18 protein-coding genes are annotated in these 20,495 nt (G+C 60.4%); 13 read left to right on the top strand and 5 right to left on the bottom strand.

Annotation, left to right across the window (positions count from 1 at the left end; translation table 11 throughout):
- Nucleotides 1–181: 181 nt before the first annotated feature.
- Complete coding sequence (locus BLU48_RS21905) at nt 182–1,420, bottom strand: transporter associated domain-containing protein (RefSeq protein WP_057021669.1); 1,239 nt, start codon at nt 1,418–1,420, stop codon at nt 182–184.
- A gap of 12 nt (nt 1,421–1,432) precedes the next feature.
- Complete coding sequence (locus BLU48_RS21900; protein ID WP_057013212.1) at nt 1,433–2,245, bottom strand: cytochrome C assembly family protein; 813 nt, start codon at nt 2,243–2,245, stop codon at nt 1,433–1,435.
- Between the two features lie 219 nt (nt 2,246–2,464).
- Between BLU48_RS21900 and ffh the strand changes: the two genes are divergently transcribed.
- The 6 genes from ffh (at nt 2,465) to BLU48_RS21870 (ending at nt 6,533) form a co-directional block, all read left to right on the top strand.
- Entirely contained in the window at nt 2,465–3,841 is a 1,377-nt protein-coding gene (gene ffh / locus BLU48_RS21895) for a signal recognition particle protein (RefSeq protein ID WP_010207982.1), read from the top strand.
- A 251-nt stretch (nt 3,842–4,092) separates the two neighbouring features.
- Nucleotides 4,093–4,344, top strand: a complete 252-nt coding sequence (gene rpsP / locus BLU48_RS21890) for a 30S ribosomal protein S16 (protein ID WP_003175899.1) — start codon at nt 4,093–4,095, stop codon at nt 4,342–4,344.
- Between the two features lie 5 nt (nt 4,345–4,349).
- Nucleotides 4,350–4,886 carry a ribosome maturation factor RimM gene (rimM, locus tag BLU48_RS21885; protein ID WP_003175898.1) on the top strand — a complete coding sequence of 179 codons (537 nt, stop codon included), beginning with the start codon at nt 4,350–4,352 and terminating at the stop codon, nt 4,884–4,886.
- Nucleotides 4,868–5,641: a tRNA (guanosine(37)-N1)-methyltransferase TrmD gene (gene trmD, locus BLU48_RS21880; RefSeq protein WP_172833430.1), complete on the top strand. Its 774-nt coding sequence runs from the start codon at nt 4,868–4,870 to the stop codon at nt 5,639–5,641. Before rimM ends, trmD begins: the two co-directional genes overlap by 19 nt.
- Nucleotides 5,642–5,686: 45 nt before the next feature.
- Nucleotides 5,687–6,037, top strand: a complete 351-nt coding sequence (gene rplS, locus BLU48_RS21875) for a 50S ribosomal protein L19 (RefSeq protein WP_003175895.1) — start codon at nt 5,687–5,689, stop codon at nt 6,035–6,037.
- An 82-nt stretch (nt 6,038–6,119) separates the two neighbouring features.
- Nucleotides 6,120–6,533: an acyl-CoA thioesterase gene (locus BLU48_RS21870; protein ID WP_034115851.1), complete on the top strand. Its 414-nt coding sequence runs from the start codon at nt 6,120–6,122 to the stop codon at nt 6,531–6,533.
- On the opposite strand, the gene BLU48_RS21865 is transcribed toward BLU48_RS21870, so the two are convergent.
- A complete protein-coding gene (locus BLU48_RS21865) occupies nt 6,534–8,342 on the bottom strand; it encodes a cation:proton antiporter (RefSeq protein ID WP_057021668.1) in 1,809 nt (602 codons plus the stop codon).
- Between the two features lie 106 nt (nt 8,343–8,448).
- Between BLU48_RS21865 and xerD the strand changes: the two genes are divergently transcribed.
- The 5 genes from xerD (at nt 8,449) to BLU48_RS21840 (ending at nt 16,833) form a co-directional block, all read left to right on the top strand.
- On the top strand, nt 8,449–9,345 hold the full coding sequence (xerD, locus tag BLU48_RS21860) for a site-specific tyrosine recombinase XerD (RefSeq protein WP_046069403.1): 897 nt from the start codon (nt 8,449–8,451) through the stop codon (nt 9,343–9,345).
- A 149-nt stretch (nt 9,346–9,494) separates the two neighbouring features.
- Complete coding sequence (locus BLU48_RS21855; protein ID WP_043046861.1) at nt 9,495–10,226, top strand: thioredoxin fold domain-containing protein; 732 nt, start codon at nt 9,495–9,497, stop codon at nt 10,224–10,226.
- 128 nt (nt 10,227–10,354) lie between these two features.
- The gene (locus tag BLU48_RS21850; RefSeq protein ID WP_043046862.1) at nt 10,355–11,659 is read left to right on the top strand and encodes a homoserine dehydrogenase; all 1,305 of its coding nucleotides are present in this window, start codon (nt 10,355–10,357) and stop codon (nt 11,657–11,659) included.
- A 66-nt stretch (nt 11,660–11,725) separates the two neighbouring features.
- Complete coding sequence (gene thrC, locus BLU48_RS21845; RefSeq protein ID WP_057021667.1) at nt 11,726–13,135, top strand: threonine synthase; 1,410 nt, start codon at nt 11,726–11,728, stop codon at nt 13,133–13,135.
- A gap of 128 nt (nt 13,136–13,263) precedes the next feature.
- The gene (locus BLU48_RS21840; RefSeq protein WP_057021666.1) at nt 13,264–16,833 is read left to right on the top strand and encodes an ATP-binding protein; all 3,570 of its coding nucleotides are present in this window, start codon (nt 13,264–13,266) and stop codon (nt 16,831–16,833) included.
- A 275-nt stretch (nt 16,834–17,108) separates the two neighbouring features.
- On the opposite strand, the gene BLU48_RS32740 is transcribed toward BLU48_RS21840, so the two are convergent.
- A complete protein-coding gene (locus BLU48_RS32740) occupies nt 17,109–17,474 on the bottom strand; it encodes a hypothetical protein (RefSeq protein WP_156422407.1) in 366 nt (121 codons plus the stop codon).
- A 547-nt stretch (nt 17,475–18,021) separates the two neighbouring features.
- Here BLU48_RS32740 and BLU48_RS21830 point away from each other — a divergent pair.
- On the top strand, nt 18,022–19,266 hold the full coding sequence (locus BLU48_RS21830; RefSeq protein ID WP_057021664.1) for an EAL domain-containing response regulator: 1,245 nt from the start codon (nt 18,022–18,024) through the stop codon (nt 19,264–19,266).
- Here the strand turns inward: BLU48_RS21830 and BLU48_RS21825 are convergent.
- Nucleotides 19,235–19,897 (bottom strand): response regulator, encoded by a 663-nt coding sequence (locus BLU48_RS21825; protein ID WP_057013216.1) that lies wholly within the window; start codon nt 19,895–19,897, stop codon nt 19,235–19,237. The genes BLU48_RS21830 and BLU48_RS21825 overlap by 32 nt on opposite strands.
- Nucleotides 19,898–20,104: 207 nt before the next feature.
- On the opposite strand from BLU48_RS21825, the gene BLU48_RS21820 reads away from it, so the two are divergent.
- Nucleotides 20,105–20,389: a DUF3509 domain-containing protein gene (locus BLU48_RS21820; RefSeq protein ID WP_046069398.1), complete on the top strand. Its 285-nt coding sequence runs from the start codon at nt 20,105–20,107 to the stop codon at nt 20,387–20,389.
- Nucleotides 20,390–20,495 lie beyond the last annotated feature (106 nt).

Genomic DNA, 20,495 nt, shown 5'->3' with positions numbered 1-20,495 from the left:
ATTATAGGAAGGGGGTTGGAATTACAACAAGTGGTTGGAGTACCACAAATCAAAATGTGGGAGGGGGCTTGCTCCCGATAGCGGTTTATCAGTCACCTACTGCAGTGACTGGCGCTCTGCTATCGGGAGCAAGTCGAACCGTCGCACCGCCCCTCCCACATTGGATTTGGTGTGTCAGGGATTATGCAGCGACGGGCACATGGCTGGTATGCCAGATCAATACCTTGCTCACCCGGTTGTCCTCGGTTTCGAGGATTTCCAGGCGATAGCGGCCGATCTTCAGGCACACCGCGCAATCCGGGATGGTTTCCAGCGCCTCGGTCACCAGGCCGTTGAGGGTTTTGGGGCCATCGCTAGGCAGGTGCCAGCCCAGGCTCTTGTTCAGTTCGCGGATCGAGGCAGCGCCGTCGATGATGTAGCGGCCATCGGTCTGGGCTTCGATATGCGGGTTATCCACAGCCTGGTCGCTTTCGAATTCGCCGACGATCTCTTCAAGAATGTCTTCCAGGGTAACGATGCCCAGCACTTCGCCGTATTCGTCCACCACCATGCCCATGCGCCGCTGCTGCTTGTGGAAGTTCAGCAGTTGCAGTTGCAATGGCGTGCTTTCGGGGACGAAGTAAGGTTCGTGGCAGGCAGCCAGAAGCGCCTCTTTGGTCAGGCTGGCGTCGGGCAGCAGGTGCTGGACCTGCCGGGTGTTGAGCACCGCTTCGACCTGGTTGATATCGCTGTGGAACACTGGCAGGCGAGTGCGTTGGGAGCTGCGCAGTTGCTCGATGATTTCCTCGATCGAGTCATCCAGGTTGATACCGTCCACTTCGCTGCGCGGCACCAGGATGTCGTTGACGGTGATGTTATCCAGGGCGTGGATACCAGGCATGCCGGGCATGCGGTCTTCGTCGGCTTCGGGCTGCGGTTCGTTGTCGTGGTGGGGTTGGGGCTCGTCGCTGTGTTTCACCACGCCGGCCTTGCGGGCAAACGGGCGCAGCAGCAACAGGCTGATGCCATTGAGCAGCCAGGCCAGGGGGTAAAGGATTTTCAGCGGTACACCCAGCAGGGTGTTACCGAAACCCAGCACCGCTTGCGGATGGCGGGTGGCCAGGGCGCGGGGCAGGTAGTCAGCCAGTATCAGCAGCAGGGCGCAGGAGATCAGCCAGCCCAGCCATGGGCCGTTCTGCGCCCAGGCATAGATTGCCAGCAGCGTGCAGAGGATCACCACCGCGGCACGGCACAGGCTGTTGCACAGGATCAGGCTATGGCGCGGGAAGCTCAGGCGTGCGGCTGCCTTGTCGCCCTGGCGTGTACCGGGGCGCAGGGCCAGCAGGTGTTGCTGCGCGGCTTCAATGGCGGTAAACAGCGCCGCCCATAAAACCAGCAAGGCAATTACGGCGAGCATCGGCCCTAAGGGCAAGTTGTCCATGATCGCCGCTCGTCAGATATGCAGGATGTATTCGCGAACCAGCTTGCTGCCGAAATAGGCCAGCATCAGCAGGCAGAAACCGGCCAGGGTCCAGCGGATTGCCTTGTGGCCGCGCCAGCCGAGGCGGTTGCGGCCCCACAGCAACACGCTGAACACCACCCAGGCCAGGCACGCCAGCAAGGTCTTGTGCACCAGGTGCTGGGCGAACAGGTTCTCGACGAACAGCCAGCCGGAGATCAGCGACAGCGACAGCAGGGTCCAGCCGGCCCACAGGAACCCGAACAGCAGGCTTTCCATGGTTTGCAGCGGCGGGAAGTTCTTGATCAGCCCGGACGGGTGCTTGTGCTTGAGCTGGTGGTCCTGCAGCAGCAGGAGCAGGGCCTGGAACACCGCGATGGTGAACATGCCGTAGGCGAGGATCGACAACAGGATATGGGCAAGGATGCCCGGTTCCTCGTCAATCACCTGCACGGTGCCAGTGGGCGCGAACTGCGCCAGCAGCACTGTCAGCATGCCCAAGGGGAATAGCAGCACCAGCAGGTTCTCGACTGGAATGCGGTAGCAGGCCAGCAGCGTCAGCGCGATGACGGCCGCGGCGATCAGGCTGGCGGCGCTGAAAAAGTCCAGGCCCAGGCCCACCGGGGTCATCAGGTGGGTGAACAGGCTGGCGGCATGGGCCAGCAGGGCCAGCACGCCAAGGCCGACGAGCAGACGTTTGTCCGCTTTGGTGCCTTGGGCCAGACGAGTGCCCTGATAGAGGGTCGCAGCGGCATACAAGATGGCGGCGGCGAGGCTGGGTAGCAAACTGGGTGACAAGGGGAGCATAAATCCTGATAGACAAGCCCGAAAGGCGCTGAGTTTGGCACACACCTGCGCTGCAAGAAAGACTCCCGGGCCAGACAGCGGGTGTGCATGGGCGCAGTCTTCGCTATAATCCGCGACCTGCCCACGCCGCAGGCTCGCCGAGCGCTGTTTTTAATAGCGATTTACCACAGCCTGGGCCGCCATTACCTCGGTCTATCTTAGGGCCTGAAAGGATCGCGCATGTTTGAAAACCTGACTGACCGTCTCTCGCAGACGCTGCGCCACGTTACCGGCAAGGCCAAGCTGACCGAGGACAATATCAAAGACACCCTGCGTGAAGTGCGCATGGCGTTGCTGGAAGCCGACGTGGCCTTGCCGGTGGTGAAGGACTTCGTCAACTCGGTCAAGGAACGTGCGGTCGGCACTGAAGTGTCCCGCAGCCTGACCCCGGGCCAGGCCTTTGTGAAGATCGTCCAGGCCGAGCTCGAAAGCCTGATGGGCGCGGCCAACGAAGATTTGAACCTCAGCGCCGTGCCACCGGCTGTCGTGCTGATGGCCGGTTTGCAGGGCGCGGGTAAAACCACCACCGCCGGCAAGCTGGCGCGCTTCCTTAAAGAGCGCAAGAAGAAATCCGTGATGGTGGTGTCGGCCGACGTGTACCGTCCGGCGGCCATCAAGCAGTTGGAAATGCTCGCAGGCGAAGTGGGCGTGACCTTCTTCCCGTCCGACCTGAGCCAGAAGCCGGTCGACATTGCCAACGCGGCGATTAAAGAAGCCAAGCTCAAGTTCATCGACGTGGTCATCGTCGATACCGCCGGTCGCCTGCACATCGACGAAGAAATGATGGGCGAGATCAAGGCGCTGCATGCCGCGATCAACCCGGTCGAGACGCTGTTCGTGGTCGATGCCATGACCGGCCAGGATGCGGCCAACACCGCCAAGGCCTTTGGCGACGCACTGCCGCTGACCGGCGTGATCCTCACCAAGGTCGACGGCGACGCCCGCGGCGGTGCTGCGCTGTCGGTGCGTGCCATCACCGGCAAGCCGATCAAGTTCATCGGTATGGGCGAGAAGAGTGACGCGCTCGAGCCGTTCCACCCCGAGCGTATCGCTTCGCGCATCCTCGGCATGGGCGACGTGCTCAGCCTGATCGAGCAGGCCGAAGCCACGCTGGACAAGGACAAGGCCGACAAGCTGGCCAAGAAACTGAAGAAGGGTAAGGGCTTCGATCTCGAAGACTTCCGTGACCAGTTGCAACAGATGAAGAACATGGGCGGCCTCGGCGGCCTGATGGACAAGCTGCCGAACATCGGTGGTGTGAACCTGGCGCAGATGGGCAATGCCCAGGGCGCGGCAGAGAAGCAGTTCAAGCAGATGGAAGCCATCATCAACTCCATGACCCCGGCCGAGCGCCGCGACCCTGAGCTGATCAGCGGTTCGCGCAAGCGTCGGATCGCCATGGGCTCCGGCACCCAGGTGCAGGACATCGGTCGCTTGATCAAGCAGCACAAGCAAATGCAGAAGATGATGAAGAAATTCTCCGCCAAAGGCGGTATGGCCAAGATGATGCGCGGCATGGGCGGTATGTTGCCCGGCGGCGGCATGCCGAAAATGTAAAAGTTTCGAGCGGGAGTTCACTCCTGCTCCGACCCACAGGGATGTGGGATCTCCAGCAAACCCGCCGTTGGCGGGGGCTGACTCGCCGTTTTAACCGACGGCTCTATAGCAGATCTGAGTGGCACGCTGACTAGGCGCCAGAAAAAGACATTTGCAAAAGTCCGGATATTCCTTAGAATATGCGGCCTTTCGGGCACCTATGCCCGCTGTGCATTTAGATTTGCAGCACCGACTACAGGAACGATGTTCACATGCTAACAATCCGTCTTGCCCTTGGCGGCTCCAAAAAGCGCCCGTTTTACCACTTGACCGTAACCGACAGCCGCAACCCGCGCGACGGTTCGCACAAGGAACAGGTTGGTTTCTTCAACCCTGTTGCTCGTGGTCAAGAAGTTCGTCTGTCCGTGAACCAAGAGCGCGTAGCCTACTGGCTGAGCGTTGGCGCACAGCCATCCGAGCGCGTTGCAAAACTGTTGAAGGACTCGGCTAAGGCCGCAGCCTGAGCAATATGAACGCGACGCCAGCTGTTGCTGATGATTTGATCGTTATCGGCAAGATTTACTCTGTTCATGGCGTTCGCGGCGAAGTGAAGGTGTATTCCTTTACTGATCCGACTGAAAACCTGTTGCAGTACAAGACCTGGACGCTCAAGCGCGAGGGTAGTGTGAAACAGGTTGAGCTGGTCAGTGGACGCGGGAGCGATAAGTTCCTGGTCGCGAAGCTCAAGGGTCTTGATGATCGTGAAGAAGCTCGTCTTCTGGCCGGTTATGAGATCTGCGTGCCGCGCAACCTGTTCCCTGAATTGACCGACGGCGAGTACTACTGGTACCAGCTCGAAGGTCTGAAGGTTATCGATCAACTCGGGCAATTGCTGGGGAAAATCGACCATCTTCTGGAAACCGGCGCCAATGATGTAATGGTGGTCAAGCCTTGCGCTGGCAGCCTGGATGATCGCGAACGCCTGTTGCCCTATACCGAGCAATGCGTGTTGGCCGTCGACCTGGCAGCGGGCGAGATGAAGGTGGAATGGGACGCGGACTTCTAGGCGTGGCTAATTTGCGCATTGAAGTGATCAGTTTGTTTCCCGAGATGTTTTCCGCCATCAGCGAGTACGGCATCACCAGTCGGGCGGTGAAACAGGGGCTGTTGCAGCTTACCTGTTGGAACCCGCGAGACTACACGACGGATCGACATCACACTGTGGATGACCGCCCATTTGGCGGTGGCCCGGGCATGGTGATGAAGATCAAGCCCCTGGAAGATGCGTTGGTTCAGGCCAAGGCAGCCGCCGGGGAGAAGGCGAAGGTGATTTACCTGTCCCCTCAAGGCCGTCAGCTGAAACAGGCGGCGGTACGCGAACTGGCGAATGAGGAAAGTTTGATCCTGATTGCCGGTCGCTATGAAGGCATTGACGAGCGTTTTATTGAAGCTCATGTCGATGAAGAGTGGTCGATTGGGGACTATGTATTGTCTGGCGGCGAGCTGCCGGCAATGGTCCTGATAGATGCGGTTACACGACTGCTGCCTGGAGCTTTAGGGCATGTGGACTCTGCGGAGGAAGATTCCTTCACGGATGGTTTGCTGGATTGCCCGCACTACACCCGACCGGAGGTGTATGCGGATCAGCGTGTTCCCGACGTATTGCTAAGTGGCAATCACGCACACATCCGGCGTTGGCGTTTACAGCAGTCCCTTGGTCGGACCTATGAACGACGCGCCGATCTTCTGGAAAGCCGCTCGCTTTCTGGAGAAGAGAAGAAGCTGCTCGAGGAATACATCCTCGCGCGGGACGATAGTTAACAACGTATCGATGGTAGGTCCATTGACTTACCTTAGGAGCACAGCATGACTAACAAAATCATCCTTGCACTCGAAGCAGAGCAGATGACCAAAGAGATCCCTACCTTTGCCCCGGGCGACACCATTGTCGTTCAGGTGAAAGTGAAGGAAGGCGACCGTTCGCGTCTGCAAGCGTTCGAAGGCGTGGTAATCGCCAAGCGTAACCGTGGTGTGAACAGTGCTTTCACTGTTCGTAAAATCTCCAACGGTGTTGGCGTAGAGCGTACTTTCCAGACCTACAGCCCGCAAATCGACAGCATGGCCGTTAAGCGTCGCGGTGACGTACGTAAAGCCAAGCTGTACTACCTGCGTGACCTGTCCGGTAAAGCAGCTCGCATCAAGGAAAAACTGGCTTAAGTCCAGCTTCCCGATGCAGAAAAAAGCAGCCTACGGGCTGCTTTTTTGTGCCTGAAATTTGTCTATCTGCCGGTATTTGTCCATGACCACCCGCCTAGAAGAAATCCAGCGCCGCACCGACCTGTCCGTTACCCACGTGACCAAGGCCGTGTTCCCGCCCACCACCAACCACCACAACACCCTGTTCGGCGGCACCGCCCTGGCGTGGATGGACGAAGTGTCGTTCATCACTGCCACGCGTTTCTGCCGCTTGCCCTTGGTGACGGTGTCCACCGACCGTATCGACTTCAATCACGCAATCCCGGCCGGCTCCATCGTTGAGCTGATCGGTCGGGTGATCAAGGTCGGCAACACCAGCCTCAAGGTCGAAGTAGAGGTGTTTGTCGAGAGCATGAGTGTCGATGGCCGTGAAAAGGCGATCCAGGGCGTGTTCAGCTTTGTCGCTATTGACGCGGACAAACGCCCTGTACCGGTATTGCCTGGGTTTGCCGACTGATTACGTGGCAGTGCTGTTCTCTGGCTGAATCACGGCCAGTAAGGTCCAGCCGGCCACAGGTTTCAAGCTGCTCTGGGGCGTGACCACATGCACCCAGCCGCTGGTGTCGCGGGCAAACAGCAGGGTGGCGCGCTCTCCATGCAGTGCCTGGTACTGCTCCCAGCCGAAGCCGTCTGTGAGGTTAGTGCTATATAGCTCGGCGCCTTGGCCCAACAGGCTGGCCAGCTTGGTGTAGCTCAAGGGTTGGCTGCCCAGCAGTTGGCCGCGGTGTTCGTGGCTGGCCTTGTGTTTGTCGGTGCGGCGGTTTTCCTGGCTGCTGGCCAGGGCGAATAGGCGATGGCCGAAGTCATGGCGAAAACGCATGGTGGCCAAGGCGTTCAGTTCGCCGGAAGGCGAGAGCGCGAGCAAATGCCCCAGGCCGACCAGGTCCAGATGGGATTCGGCATGCTGGGAAGCGGGGTTACCGAAATAAGTGGGCAGCCCCTCCATGCGACTGGCGCGGATATTTTCCCAGCTCGAATCCGTCAGCAACACGCGGCTGCCCAATTGTTGCAACGCCTTGCCGAGCGCCCGCGCCGGGCCGTTTGCGCCGACAATCAGGAAACCGCTGGGCGCAGGCTCGGCGACTTTCAGCAGGCGCGCCAAGGGGCGTGCCGTGGCGCTTTGCAGCACCACCGTGCCGATGATGACTGCGAAAGTCAGTGGTACCAGCAGCAAGGCGCCTTCATGACCCGCCTCATCCAGGCGGATCGCAAAGATCGCCGACACTGCCGCGGCCACAATGCCCCGTGGGGCGATCCAGGCCAGCAGCGCGCGCTCGCGCCAGTTCAGCCCGGAGCCAAACGTTGAAAGCGCCACGTTCAACGGGCGCGCAATAAACTGGATGATCAGCAGCAAGATCAACACGAATGGGCCCAATGCGATCAAGGCATTCAAGTCCAGGCGCGCCGCTAGCAGGATGAACAGCCCGGAAATCAGCAACACACTGAGGTTTTCCTTGAAATGCAGGATGTGCCTGACATCCACGCCCTTCATATTCGCCATCCACATGCCCATCAGCGTGACCGCCAGCAGGCCGGATTCATGCATCACCTGGTTGGCAGCGATAAAGATGCCCAGCACGCCGGCAAGCGTCGCCAGGTTATGCAGATATTCCGGCAACCATTGCCGGCGCATGATCTGCCCCAGTACCCAGCCGCCGGCAATGCCGAACAGGCTGCCGCACAGGATCACACCGCCGAAGGTCAGCAGGCTATGGCTCAAACCGTCGCCCGCAGCCCGGGCAATGATGAAGCTGTAGACCACTACCGCCAGCAGCGCGCCAATCGGGTCGATGACGATGCCCTCCCAGCGCAGGATGTTGGCAATGGAGGCCTTGGGGCGTACTACGCGCAGCATGGGCACGATCACGGTCGGCCCGGTCACCAGGGTCAGGGTGCCGAACAGCAGGGCGAGCATCCAGTCGAACCCCAGCAGCCAGTGGGTGGCCAGGGTGATCACTGCCCAGGTCGACAGGGCGCCGACCGTTACCAGGCGATGTACCACACTGCCGATCTCCTTCCACTCCGAAAGGTGCAGGGTCAGGCTGCCTTCGAACAGGATCAACGCCACGGCCAGGGACACCAACGGCATTAACAGAGGGCCGAACATCTCCTGCGGGTCGAGCCAGCCCAGTACCGGCCCCGCCAAAATACCCGTCAATAACAGAAACAGGATCGCCGGCAACTTGAGCCGCCACGCCAGCCATTGGCAACCCAATGCCGCCACTCCAATGCCGCCAAAGGCCAGCAAAATCTGTTGTTCATTCATTGAAGCTTCCTGTTCCTTGAAGTAGCGGGCTATGAAAGACTAGCGGCCCTTGCCACAGTTCACTAAATAATTCGCACAGCCCCATGCTGCGCTGCCTTGAGTACCCATGCCCGCCATCGACCACCCTTTGATCGACCGTTTCCTTGACGCCCTCTGGCTGGAAAAAGGCCTGTCGGACAACACGCGCCAGGCGTATCGCAGCGACCTGGCCCTGTTCAATGGCTGGTTGCAGGACAAAAACCTTGAGTTGATCAACGCCGGGCGTGAGCTGATCCTCGATCATCTGGCGTGGCGCCTTGAGCAGAACTACAAACCACGCTCCACCGCACGATTCCTGTCCGGCGTGCGCGGCTTTTACCGCTACCTGCTGCGGGAAAAGCTCATTGCGACCGATCCCACTCTACAAATCGATATGCCGCAATTAGGTAGGCCTCTTCCTAAATCTTTGTCGGAAGCTGACGTGGATGCTCTGTTGGCTGCGCCGGATCTCAGTGAAGCCATCGGTCAACGCGACCGCGCCATGCTGGAAGTGTTGTACGCCTGCGGCCTGCGTGTGACCGAGCTGATCAGCCTGACCCTGGAGCAAGTCAACCTGCGCCAGGGCGTGCTGCGGGTGATGGGCAAGGGCAGCAAGGAGCGGCTGGTGCCCATGGGCGAGGAGGCTATTGTGTGGGTCGAGCGCTACATGCGCGATGCGCGCCACGAGCTGCTCGGCGGGCGCCCCAGCGATGTGCTGTTTCCCAGCCTGCGCGGCGAGCAGATGACGCGCCAGACCTTCTGGCACCGCATCAAACATCAGGCCAAAGTGGCCGGGATCGGCAAAGCCCTGTCGCCCCACACCTTGCGCCATGCATTCGCCACCCATTTGCTCAACCACGGCGCCGATTTGCGTGTAGTTCAAATGCTGCTCGGTCACAGCGACTTATCCACCACGCAGATCTACACCCATGTGGCCCGCGCACGTTTGCAGGACATGCACGCCAAGCATCACCCACGGGGATAAAAACTGTCGGAAACGGCCCAATTTACCTGCCACAGTCTGCCCCTCGGCCCAACTGTGGTAGGCTTTGCCGGTTCGCAAAGGGGACGACCCGAGTTGGGTTCCAGATCGATATTCTGCCCCCGTCCCTGCCTCTGCCTTCAGGAGTTCCCATGCGCTTGACCCAGATTATTGCCGCCGCAGCCATTGCGTTGGTTTCCACCTTTGCCGTCGCCGATGATGCGGCCGAGCAGACCATTCGCAAGAGCCTGGCCAACCTGGCGCTCGACACCCCTATCGAAAGCATCAGCGCCAGCCCCATGGCCGGCCTGTATGAAGTCAAGCTCAAGGGCAGCCGTGTGCTGTACGCCAGTGCCGACGGCCAGTACATCGTCCAGGGCTACCTGTTCCAGCTCAAGGATGGCAAGCCGGTCAACCTGACCGAGAAAGCCGAGCGCCTGGGCGTGTCCAAGCTGATCAACGGTATCCCGGTAGCGGAAACCGTGGTTTACCCGGCCATCGGCGAAACCAAGACCCATATCACCGTATTCACCGATACTACCTGCCCGTACTGCCACAAGCTGCATGCCGAAGTGCCTGCGCTGAACAAGCTGGGGGTGGAGGTGCGCTACGTCGCCTTCCCGCGCCAGGGCCTGGGTTCGCCGGGTGACGAGCAGTTGCAAGCCGTATGGTGCTCGGCCGACAAGAAAGCGGCCATGGACAAGATGGTCGACGGCAAGGAAATCAAGGCGGCCAAATGCGCCAACCCGGTTTCCAAGCAGTTCGCCCTCGGCCAGTCCATTGGTGTGAACGGTACACCGGCCATCGTTTTGGCCGACGGCCAGGTGATTCCGGGCTACCAGCCGGCGCCGCAAGTTGCCAAACTGGCACTGGGTGCCAAGTAAGCATTAATCGTCGAGCCTTTGACGATCATGACCCGGCGAACCGTCGACGGGTCATTAATTGAGAGCCGCAGTTGTGCGGCTGTTTTCACGGCCGACCTTGAGTCGGCCGTTTCATGGGGAGTTCTTCAGTGAAACCGGTCAAAGTAGGCATCTGTGGGTTAGGGACCGTCGGTGGCGGTACCTTCAACGTACTTCAGCGTAACGCTGAAGAAATTTCCCGCCGTGCAGGGCGTGGGATTGAAGTGGCGCAAATTGCCACGCGTTCGCCAAAGCCTCAGTACGAAACGACCGGTATTGCTATTACCAACGATGTCTTCGCCGTAGCCACCAACCCTGAAATCGATATCGTCATCGAACTGGTGGGCGGCTATACCGTGGCCCGCGAGCTGGTGCTCAAGGCCATCGAGAACGGCAAGCACGTGGTCACCGCCAACAAGGCGCTGATCGCCGTGCATGGCAACGAGATCTTCGCCAAGGCCCGCGAAAAAGGCGTGATCGTCGCGTTCGAAGCCGCGGTGGCCGGTGGTATCCCGGTGATCAAGGCGATCCGTGAAGGCCTGTCTGCCAACCGTATCAACTGGGTGGCTGGCATCATCAACGGCACCGGTAACTTCATCCTCACCGAAATGCGCGAGAAGGGCCGTACCTTCGAAGACGTACTGGCCGAAGCCCAGGCCCTGGGTTACGCCGAAGCCGACCCTACCTTTGACGTGGAAGGCATCGACGCAGCGCACAAGCTGACCATCCTGGCCTCCATTGCCTTTGGTATCCCGCTGCAGTTCGACAAGGCCTACACCGAAGGCATCACCAAGCTGACCACTGCCGACGTGAACTACGCCGAAGCCCTGGGCTACCGCATCAAGCACCTGGGCGTGGCGCGCAGCACCCCGGCAGGCATCGAGTTGCGTGTGCACCCGACGCTGATCCCGGCCGACCGCCTGATCGCCAACGTCAATGGCGTGATGAATGCGGTGATGGTCAACGGCGACGCCGCTGGCTCCACCCTGTTCTACGGCGCCGGCGCCGGCATGGAGCCGACCGCCTCGTCGGTGATCGCCGACCTGGTGGACGTGGTCCGCGCCATGACCAGCGACCCGGAAAACCGCGTACCGCACCTGGCCTTCCAGCCGGACTCGCTGTCGGCCCATCCGATCCTGCCGATCGAAGCCTGCGAAAGCGCCTACTACCTGCGCATCCAGGCCCAGGATCACCCCGGCGTGCTGGCCCAGGTGGCGAGCATCCTGTCGGAGCGTGGTATCAACATCGAGTCGATCATGCAGAAGGAAGTCGAGGAGCAAAACGGCCAGGTGCCGATGATCCTGCTGACCCACCGCGTGCTCGAGCAGCATATCAACGATGCCATCCACGCCCTGGAAGCCCTGCAAGGTGTGGTTGGCCCGGTGGTGCGTATTCGCGTCGAACACCTGAACTAACGATTTGTTCCAGGGGCCCCGTCTCTTCGGCGGCCCCTGTTCGAGAATGTTTTAGAGGAGCCAGTCATGCGTTACATCAGCACTCGCGGCCAGGCACCGGCCCTGAATTTCGAAGACGTCCTGCTGGCAGGCCTTGCCACTGACGGCGGCCTGTACGTGCCGGAAAACCTGCCACGTTTCACCCAGGAAGAAATCGCCTCGTGGGCTGGCCTGCCTTACCACGAGCTGGCGTTCCGGGTGATGCGCCCGTTCGTCACCGGCAGCATCCCGGATGCGGATTTCAAGAAGATCCTGGAAGAGACGTACGGCGTGTTTTCCCACAACGCCATCGCACCCCTGCGCCAGCTGAACGGCAACGAATGGGTGCTGGAACTGTTCCACGGCCCGACCCTGGCGTTCAAGGACTTCGCCCTGCAACTGCTGGGGCGTTTGCTCGATTATGTGCTGGAGAAGCGCGGCGAACGCGTGGTGATCATCGGCGCCACTTCCGGTGATACCGGCTCGGCGGCCATCGAAGGGTGCAAGCACTGCGAAAACGTCGACATCTTCATCCTGCACCCGCACAAGCGCGTGTCGGAAGTGCAGCGCCGGCAGATGACCACCATTTTCGGCGAGAACATCCACAACATCGCCATCGAAGGCAACTTCGACGACTGCCAGGAAATGGTCAAGAACAGCTTCGCTGACCAGAGTTTCCTCAAGGGCACACGCCTGGTGGCAGTGAACTCGATCAACTGGGCGCGGATCATGGCCCAGATCGTCTACTACTTCCACGCCTCCCTGCAACTGGGCGGCCCGGCGCGTTCGGTGTCGTTCTCGGTGCCCACCGGCAACTTCGGCGACATCTTCGCCGGTTACCTGGCGCGCAACATGGGCCTGCCGATCAACCAGCTGATCGTCGCCACCAACCGCAACGACATCCTGCACCGCTTCATGAGCGGTAACCAGTACGTCAAGGAAACCCTGCACGCCACGCTGTCGCCGTCCATGGACATCATGGTGTCGTCGAACTTCGAACGCCTGCTGTTCGACATGCACGGTCGCAACGGCGCGGCCCTGGCCGAACTGATGAGCAGCTTCAAGCAAGGTGGCGGTTTCAGCGTTGATGAGGAACGCTGGACCGAAACCCGCAAGCTGTTCGACTCCCTGGCCGTGGACGATGCGCAGACTTGCCAAACCATTGCTGAGGTCTATGCCCAGACCGGCGAAGTGCTCGACCCGCACACGGCCATCGGTGTGAAGGCCGCCCGCGAATGCCGCCGCAGCCTGGACATCCCGATGGTGATCCTCGGCACTGCGCACCCGGTGAAATTCCCCGAAGCGGTGGAGAAGGCCGGTGTTGGCAAGGCTTTGGAATTGCCGGAGCACTTGGTCGACCTGTTCGAACGTGAAGAGCGCTGCACCGTGCTGGCTAACGACCTGAAGGCAGTGCAGGCGTTTGTCAGCCAACACGGTAATCGCGGCAAGCCGCTCTGATGCCCGCAGTTGATCAGATTACATCCGGCAGTTAGCTTTTTTGCAGTCGGCCAAGCCCGTCCTCGTGACGGGCTTTTTATTTTGGCGAGCCATACTTGCTCACTTGCCCAATCAAGGAAATCCAATCGGTGCAGGTTTTGATCCAATGGACATGGCGGCTGATGTGCATGCTGTGGCTTACCCAAATACCGGCAGGCCTGGCGGCCGTGAGTCTGCCCTTCAAACTGGTGCCGGCATTTATCCCCCTTGAACCGTTGCCCCTGGCGCCCGCCGAGCAGCAGTGGCTGGCGACGCACCGAACATTGAAGGTGGGTATTTCCATTGATGACTATCAGCCGATTGATATCACCCGCGACCGCAATCGCTACCAGGGCATCAGCGCCGATTACCTGAGCCTGGTCGGTGCTCGGTTGCAGGTGCCCATGCAGGTACTGGGCTTTGCCGAGCGGGCCCAGGCGGTTGAGGCGCTACGCAGTGGGGCCATCGATATCCTGACCAGCGCCAATGGCTATGAACGCGATGTCCCCGGGTTGCACTTCACCCAGGACTACATGCCCGATCAATCCGTGGTGGTGTTGCGTCGTGACGAGTTTCAAGACGACGACCTGGTGGGCAAGAAAGTGGTGTTGCTCGACGGCTACGCCAATGTGCATAACGTGCAAGCTGCCTATCCCGACAGCCACATCATGCTTGCGCCCAACCTTTACAGCGGCCTGGAAGCACTCAAGCAAGGCGATGCCGATGCGTTTATCGGTAATGAAGTGATCGTGCGCGCCTACAAGTCGCTGCGGCCCTATCTGGGCTTGCAGATCAAGGAGCAGAGCCGGCTGGCGCCCATCGGCTTTGCCTTCGCCACCCGTGCGGCCGAGCCATTGCTGGGGGCGATGATGAACCGTGCCCTGGCGAGTATCGACGAGTCGGTGCAGCGCGAAATTCTCGCACGCTGGACCACCGGACTCGGCGTCGGTTTCAGTGGCGAGCGTGTTGAACTGTCGGCCTCGGAGCGCACCTGGTTATTGCAGCATCCCCATGTCGTGGTAGTGGCCCAACAGATGTCGCCCTACATATTCAAGGACAAAGACGGTCACTGGGTGGGCTTGAACGTCGACCTGTTGCATCGTATTTCGCGCATGACCGGTTTGCAGTTTGTCATCGAAGAAGTGCATTCCACCGCGCAAACCCTGGAGTGGCTGGAAACGGGCAGGGCGCAGATGAACACCACCCTGGCGGCGAATCAGGAACGCAGGGCGTTGCTCGACTTCAGCCACGGTTTTGGCGGCTCCGGCTGGGTGTTTGTCGAACGCGCCGATACGGCGCCGCTGACCGGCTTGAAGCAGTTGGAGGGCAAGGTCCTGGCGCTGCCGGCGCGCCATGTGCTGGAGAATGATATCCGCCAGATGTATCCCCGGATCGAGCTGCGGCTGGTGGACAATTACGCCCAGGCCCGTGAGTTGGTGCAACGGGGTGAAGCGGCCGCCACCGTGCAGACCGAAGTGGAGGTACAGAGTTATACCGAGGACGGTTTGCGAATCGGCCGCAGTGTCGATGGCAAGTGGTCGTCAAACTGCCTGTCGGCGCGCAAGGATCAGCCTGAGCTGTTGAGCATCCTGAACAAAGCCCTGGAGGCCTTGCCGGTGGCCGAGTTGAGCGCGTTGCGCCTGCGTTGGATCGGCGCCGTGGCGATTCCGTTGCCGGCCTGGCAGCGGGTGCCGTCATGGGCTTATTGGACGGTGGCCACGGCGCTGTTGTTTGTGCTGGTGTCGCTGGTGTGGAACAGCCGGCTCAAGCGCCAGATCCGCCAGCGGCTGGAAGCCGAGCAGCGCCTCAATGACCAATTGGCGTTCAAGCGCGCCTTGCTCGATGGCATGCCCAACCCGCTGTTCGTCCGCGACCTGGCCGGACGGCTGATGACCTGCAACAAGAGTTATGAACAGCAACTGGCGACCCGGCTGGAGTTGATTCAGGGCCTGACGCTGATGGAGAGCGGGGTCATGCCCGAAGCCACGGCGGCGCGCTTGCACGCAGGCCACATGGAGCAACTGGCCACGCAGCAGCCGTTGTTTGTCGACCGGCAGCTGGAGTTCAACGGCGGCAGCTTGCACGTCTATCAGTGGACCGTCCCCTTCTTTGACGCCCAGGGCCGCTTGCAGGGGCTGCTGGGCGGTTGGATCGACATCAGCGAGCGCAAAGACCTGGAGCACCAACTGATGGATGCCCGCCAGGCCGCCGACGAAGCGAACTACGCCAAAAGTGCCTTTCTCTCCTCCTTGAGCCACGAGATTCGTACACCCATGACCGCCATCATCGGTTTGCTCGAGCTGGAACAAGAGCGCTGCCTGGCAAGCGGCCAGGCGGTGTCTGAAGCGCTGCAGGTGGCCCATCGTTCGGCACGCGAGCTGATCGCCTTGATGGGTGACAGCCTGGACCTGGCCAAGATCGAGGCCGGTCACCTGCAACTGGTTCCGCAGACCGTCGAGTTGAAGGGCTTTTTTGAAGGCATCCAGCGCCTGTTCGAAGCAACGGCACAAAAAAAGGGCCTGCATTTGACCCTGGCATTTGATCCGGCCGCCCAGGGCTATTACTGGTTCGACCCGCTGCGCTTGCGCCAGGTCATGCACAACCTGTTGGGCAACGCGTTGAAGTTTACCGAGCGGGGCGGGGTTCGCCTCAGTGTCAGTTGCCAGCGCGATGAGAACGAAGCCGAGCATCTGCACCTTTGCGTCGAGGACAGCGGCCCGGGGATCAGCGCCGAGCAGCAGCCGCGAGTGTTCAAGCCGTTTACCCAGGTGAGCGCATTGACCGCGGCGGAACATGGCGGTACCGGGTTGGGCCTGAGTATCTGCAAGCAATTGGTGGAGTTGATGGGCGGGCGCATTCACCTCGACAGCGTGGTGGGCGAGGGCACGGTGGTGTGCATTGACCTGCGCCTGGATCGGGTCAGCACCGATGATGTGCCGGCGACGCCGACCGCAACGTTGCCACCCATGGGGTGCAGCCTCTCGGTGCTGGTGGTCGATGACCTGGCGGCCAATCGCCTGGTGCTGGCCCAGCAGTTGCAGTTCCTCGGGCATCAGGTGATTGCCTTGGATTCAGCCGACGCCGCGTTGCAACGTTGGCGTGAGCAACATTTCGACGTGCTGGTGACCGATTGCCAGATGCCGGGCATGTCCGGGTATGCCTTGAGCGAGGCTATCCGGTGCATCGAAGCCGAGCAACAACGGTCTCGTTGCGCTGTGATCGGTTGTACCGCGAACGCCATGAACGATGAGCTGCAACGCTGCGAGGAGGCTGGCATGGATGAGCTGCTGGTCAAGCCTGTGACCCTGGAGCACTGGACCCGTGTGCTGGCCCGCGTGGCGTCGCAGCGGTCGTTCGACATCCAGGCCTTGCGCACCATGACCCAGGCCGACGGGCCGGTGCTGCGCAGCATGTTGCAGGAACTGGCGAAGAGCCTGGATCACGAACATGAGGTATTGGCGAGCGCCCTGGCCGAGCGTGACGTTGCGCGCCTGAATGCGGCGCTGCATCGGCTCAAGGGCATTTGCTCGCTGGTGGATGCCCTGCCACTGGCCAAGGCGTGCATGGCCCTGGAAAAATGTGCGCGCGAACAGCGCGGCGCCGATCTGGAGGAGCCTTGGTTGAAGTTGTCCGAGGTATTGAAGGTGTTTCGTCGCGACCTGCAGCCCTATCTGGATTGACTGCCGATGCCATGCAATGTGGGAGGGGGGTTGCCCCCAATGGCGGCGGGTCAGTCACAGATTTGCTTGCTGACACTCCCTCATCGGGGCATAGGTATCTACACAACTTTGGTGCGCTGCTGCTCCCTGGCAGCTTATAGCTATATGATTGATGCACCGCGATCCAAGTATGGGAGGGGGCTTGCTCCCGATGGCGGCCTGAGAGCCGACCAGGATGTTGGATCAGACCGAGTACATATCCGTTATTTAGGTAACGGCGTCTATGGGTTCCGCCCTTACGGCGGCTCACTTTGCAAAAGCGGCAAAGTAAGCAAAACGCTCTTGCCCCACCACTCGGCACCTCGCCCAGGCTCGGTGTGCCCTCTCTCCGGCTTGAATCCGTGGGCCGCCGTCATGGGCCATCCTTGGCCCAGGACGGCTAACCCGGCGTCCTGCCGGGTTGCCCACGGCTTCAAGCCTGCGTTCGGCCAGCGTGGTTTAACGGGGCGCCAGAGATCAAGATCAAAGGCGACTCGCTGCGCATCGCAGATACGCTGGCGGCGCTTCTGCTTTTCCGTAGGAGCGAGCTTGCTCGCGAAAAACCTGAGAACGCCGCGTTCTTTCTGGTTGCCCGTCTCATCGTTAACGACCTTCGCGGGCAAGCCCGCTCCCACGGGGTACGCGCACACTTCAACGCTCAGGTCGGCTATAAAGCCGCCTCGCTGTGTTTTTGATCTCAGGCGCCCCGTTAAACCACGCTGGCCGGAATTCGACAGGGATTTGGGGGGTAAACCGGCAGGGATGCCGGTTTAGCCGCCCCGCGCCATGGATGGCGCGTGGCGGCGGCCCCCCAAATCAATGTCGGATTACGGGCACACCGAGCCTGGGCGAGGTGCCGAGTGGTGGGGCAAGAGCCTTTTGGTTACTTTTGGGCTCTTTTCAAAAGTGACCCGCTGTAAAAGCGGAACCCATAGTGGCCGTTACCTAAACAACGGATATGTACCCAGGACGAAAACCAACATCCTCGGCTGTCAGGCCGCCACGGGAGCAAGCTCCCTGGTTTGCTGCGCGACAGTGTCACATCGAAGATGTGGTGGGGACTCCCACATTTGATCATCCCTGAGACTGCATTTAGGACATGTCCTATGGGGCTGTGCGGGACATCTGAGTAGCGTGTCAGCCTCTGCCCCAATGCCGACTCAATGACCCATGCGCTCTCTCAACGTCCTGATCCTCGAAGACAACCCGTTTCAACTGATGGCACTGCACCAGATGCTCAATGCCAATGGCGTGTTCAACGTACTGACCGCCGAGAATGTCGAAACGGCCCGCCAATCCCTGGACAGCAAAGGCCCGGTGGATATCGCCATTTGCGATCTATACCTGGAGCAGGGCGATGGCCTGGAGCTGATCCGCGAATTGGCCGAGCGCCGTCTGGCCCAAGTGCTGGTTCTGCTCAGTAATGCCGAGCCTGATGTGTTGGAAGGCGTTGCGAATATGGCACGGCAGATGGGACTCAAGGTATTGGCGTGCCTGCCCAAGCCGGCCTCGGCAACGTTGATCGGGCAAGTCTTGGCCGACTGCCAGGCGCACTTGCGCCCTGGGCCACTGGTGCTGTCCTGGGAGCGCGTGCGCCAGTTGCTGGGCTTGAGCGACAGCGAGCAGTTGCCGCCGTCGGCCGATATCAGCCAGGCCACTATCGCGGCGTGTGGCAGGGTCTGGTATCAGCCCATCGTCAGCCAGGCCGGTGTGCTTCAAGGTGTAGAGGCGCTAGCGCGTTGGCAGTTATCGGAAGGCGAACTGTTGCTGCCTGATGAATTCCTGCCGGTGCTCGAGTTTGCCGGCATGGAGGAGGCCTTTACCTGGCACGTGCTGGAACAGGCGCTCGGCCTCGCGAACCTGGTCATGGGCGAGACCGGCCAAGTGTTGCCGGTAGCGGTGAACATTCCTGGGCGCATGCTCGAGCGAGCGCACTTTCCCCAGGTGCTGCAAGGCTTGCTGCAACTTCACGGCGTGCCCGCCCACAGCCTGACCCTGGAACTGGTGGAAACCTCAACGTTGAAAACCGACAGCGCGCATGTCACCGGCCTGCTGCGCCTGCGCATGTTGGGTTGCCAGTTATCTATCGGTGATTTCGGCATGGGCGGCACCAGCTTGCAACATTTGCTGGAATTGCCGTTCACCGAACTGAAGATCCCCCCGGCCTTTGCCTGCGGGATGGCCAATGACGATCGTAAGGCCGCGGTGGTGGCGGGTGCCATGAGCATGGCCAAGCGGCTGAACATCGCCGTGGTGGTCACTGGCGTGGAAACTGCCGCCGATTATCACGCTGTGAGTGAGCTGGGAGCGGCGTGGCTGCAAGGCTGCTTCATTGCCCGACCGATGGACGCCGAGGCGCTCAAGCAATGGATCGCGTTCCAGGCTAGGCCAGCCCGTGTTCCTGCACATAAATAAACAGTGCGGCATCGTTGCCCAGCCCCAGCTTGCGCATGGCGCTGACTTTTTGCGCACTGACGGTTTGTTTGCTGCGATGCAGGTGTGCAGCGATCGCGCCTACGGTCATGCCACTGGCTAACAGGCGAATCACTTCCAGCTCCCGGGGTGACAGCTGTTCCTGGGAATGCAGGCGATCAGCGCCGACTTCCCCGGCCAGGCTCAGCGCCTGGCGAATGGTCTGGGCCACATAGGTGCGTTGCTGGCGCACTTGGCGGATTGCCTGCGGCAATTCATCGGCCAGGCTGGCCTTACTCAGCAGGCCCATGACGCCCAACGCCAGGATGGAATGAAACAGCCCGGCGTTATTGAGCATGGTCACCACCACAACGGGCAGGTTCGGATGGTGCCGGCGCAGTTGCTCGATCAGGCGCAACCCGTCGGCCTCCGGTTCGGCGGGCATCATGAAGTCGGTCACCAGCACATCGCAGGCACAGTGTTGCAGTAACGCACTGAGAGCCTGGGGTGAGTTCGCCTCGCCGACAATGCTGAGGTGCGGGTCACGCTCGAGCACGGCGCGCAGGCCAATCAGGAAAATCGGATGATCGTCGGCAATGACGACGCGCAAAGGTGTTTCAGACGCGGCTCTCAAGGCAGGCTCCCAGGATAATCCAGGGATTCTAGCCTGTGAGCGGGTGTTTTTTCTCTGTCATGTTTTCCGTGCATGCTCGTTTCCCTCAAGCAGCGGATTACACAAAAGGTAGAGCTTTCTGCTTTGAGCACGGGTCACTTGAATGTCAGCATCTTCGTGACATTTTTGTTTTTCGAACCTTTTTCGAATGATTGAGTGGTGATCGAGATGGAAAGTATCAACCTATTGCTCAGTGAGGCACTGAGCCCTTATCAGGTTACGCTGACCACTTCTGGTGTGCGGGACGACTGCCTGGTAACCGTGAAGAATCCCGGTGGCGCCATTGTGGTTGAACGTGAAGTCGACCGTGGGCAGTTGATCGATAAACGTGCGTTGGTAGATGTGGTGGATTGCCTGCTTCGCGACCTGAAGATCGCCGAAGGGCGTCTGGAACCCTCGGTCATTGCAGCCTTGCGCAACGCCGCCCAGACCCGAGGCGGCGCACTGGCATGAAACATTATTTTTCTTCGGAACCTTCCTACGGGGCGGTCAGTCAGAGTTGGTATCAGCAAGAGCAATCATTGTGCTCCGGTGTTTGTTGCTTGCTGTGCGGGCCTTT

Origin of the sequence: Pseudomonas synxantha (genome assembly GCF_900105675.1) — a bacterium.
GTDB lineage: Bacteria > Pseudomonadota > Gammaproteobacteria > Pseudomonadales > Pseudomonadaceae > Aquipseudomonas > Aquipseudomonas synxantha.
The sequence above is the reverse complement of the archived record's forward strand: the minus strand, read 5'-3'. Positions and strand labels throughout refer to the sequence as shown.

What these genes read in the sequence shown, in the direction of transcription:
- BLU48_RS21870 (WP_034115851.1), top strand. Translation starts at nt 6,120, where the DNA reads ATGACCACCCGCCTAGAAGAAATCCAGCGCCGCACCGACCTGTCCGTT.
- trmD (WP_172833430.1), top strand. Translation starts at nt 4,868, where the DNA reads ATGGGACGCGGACTTCTAGGCGTGGCTAATTTGCGCATTGAAGTGATC.
- xerD (WP_046069403.1), top strand. Translation starts at nt 8,449, where the DNA reads ATGCCCGCCATCGACCACCCTTTGATCGACCGTTTCCTTGACGCCCTC.
- BLU48_RS21900 (WP_057013212.1), bottom strand. Translation starts at nt 2,245, where the DNA reads ATGCTCCCCTTGTCACCCAGTTTGCTACCCAGCCTCGCCGCCGCCATC.
- BLU48_RS21820 (WP_046069398.1), top strand. Translation starts at nt 20,105, where the DNA reads ATGGAAAGTATCAACCTATTGCTCAGTGAGGCACTGAGCCCTTATCAG.
- BLU48_RS21865 (WP_057021668.1), bottom strand. Translation starts at nt 8,342, where the DNA reads ATGAATGAACAACAGATTTTGCTGGCCTTTGGCGGCATTGGAGTGGCG.
- BLU48_RS21905 (WP_057021669.1), bottom strand. Translation starts at nt 1,420, where the DNA reads ATGGACAACTTGCCCTTAGGGCCGATGCTCGCCGTAATTGCCTTGCTG.
- BLU48_RS21855 (WP_043046861.1), top strand. Translation starts at nt 9,495, where the DNA reads ATGCGCTTGACCCAGATTATTGCCGCCGCAGCCATTGCGTTGGTTTCC.
- BLU48_RS21830 (WP_057021664.1), top strand. Translation starts at nt 18,022, where the DNA reads ATGCGCTCTCTCAACGTCCTGATCCTCGAAGACAACCCGTTTCAACTG.
- rpsP (WP_003175899.1), top strand. Translation starts at nt 4,093, where the DNA reads ATGCTAACAATCCGTCTTGCCCTTGGCGGCTCCAAAAAGCGCCCGTTT.
- thrC (WP_057021667.1), top strand. Translation starts at nt 11,726, where the DNA reads ATGCGTTACATCAGCACTCGCGGCCAGGCACCGGCCCTGAATTTCGAA.
- rimM (WP_003175898.1), top strand. Translation starts at nt 4,350, where the DNA reads ATGAACGCGACGCCAGCTGTTGCTGATGATTTGATCGTTATCGGCAAG.
- rplS (WP_003175895.1), top strand. Translation starts at nt 5,687, where the DNA reads ATGACTAACAAAATCATCCTTGCACTCGAAGCAGAGCAGATGACCAAA.
- ffh (WP_010207982.1), top strand. Translation starts at nt 2,465, where the DNA reads ATGTTTGAAAACCTGACTGACCGTCTCTCGCAGACGCTGCGCCACGTT.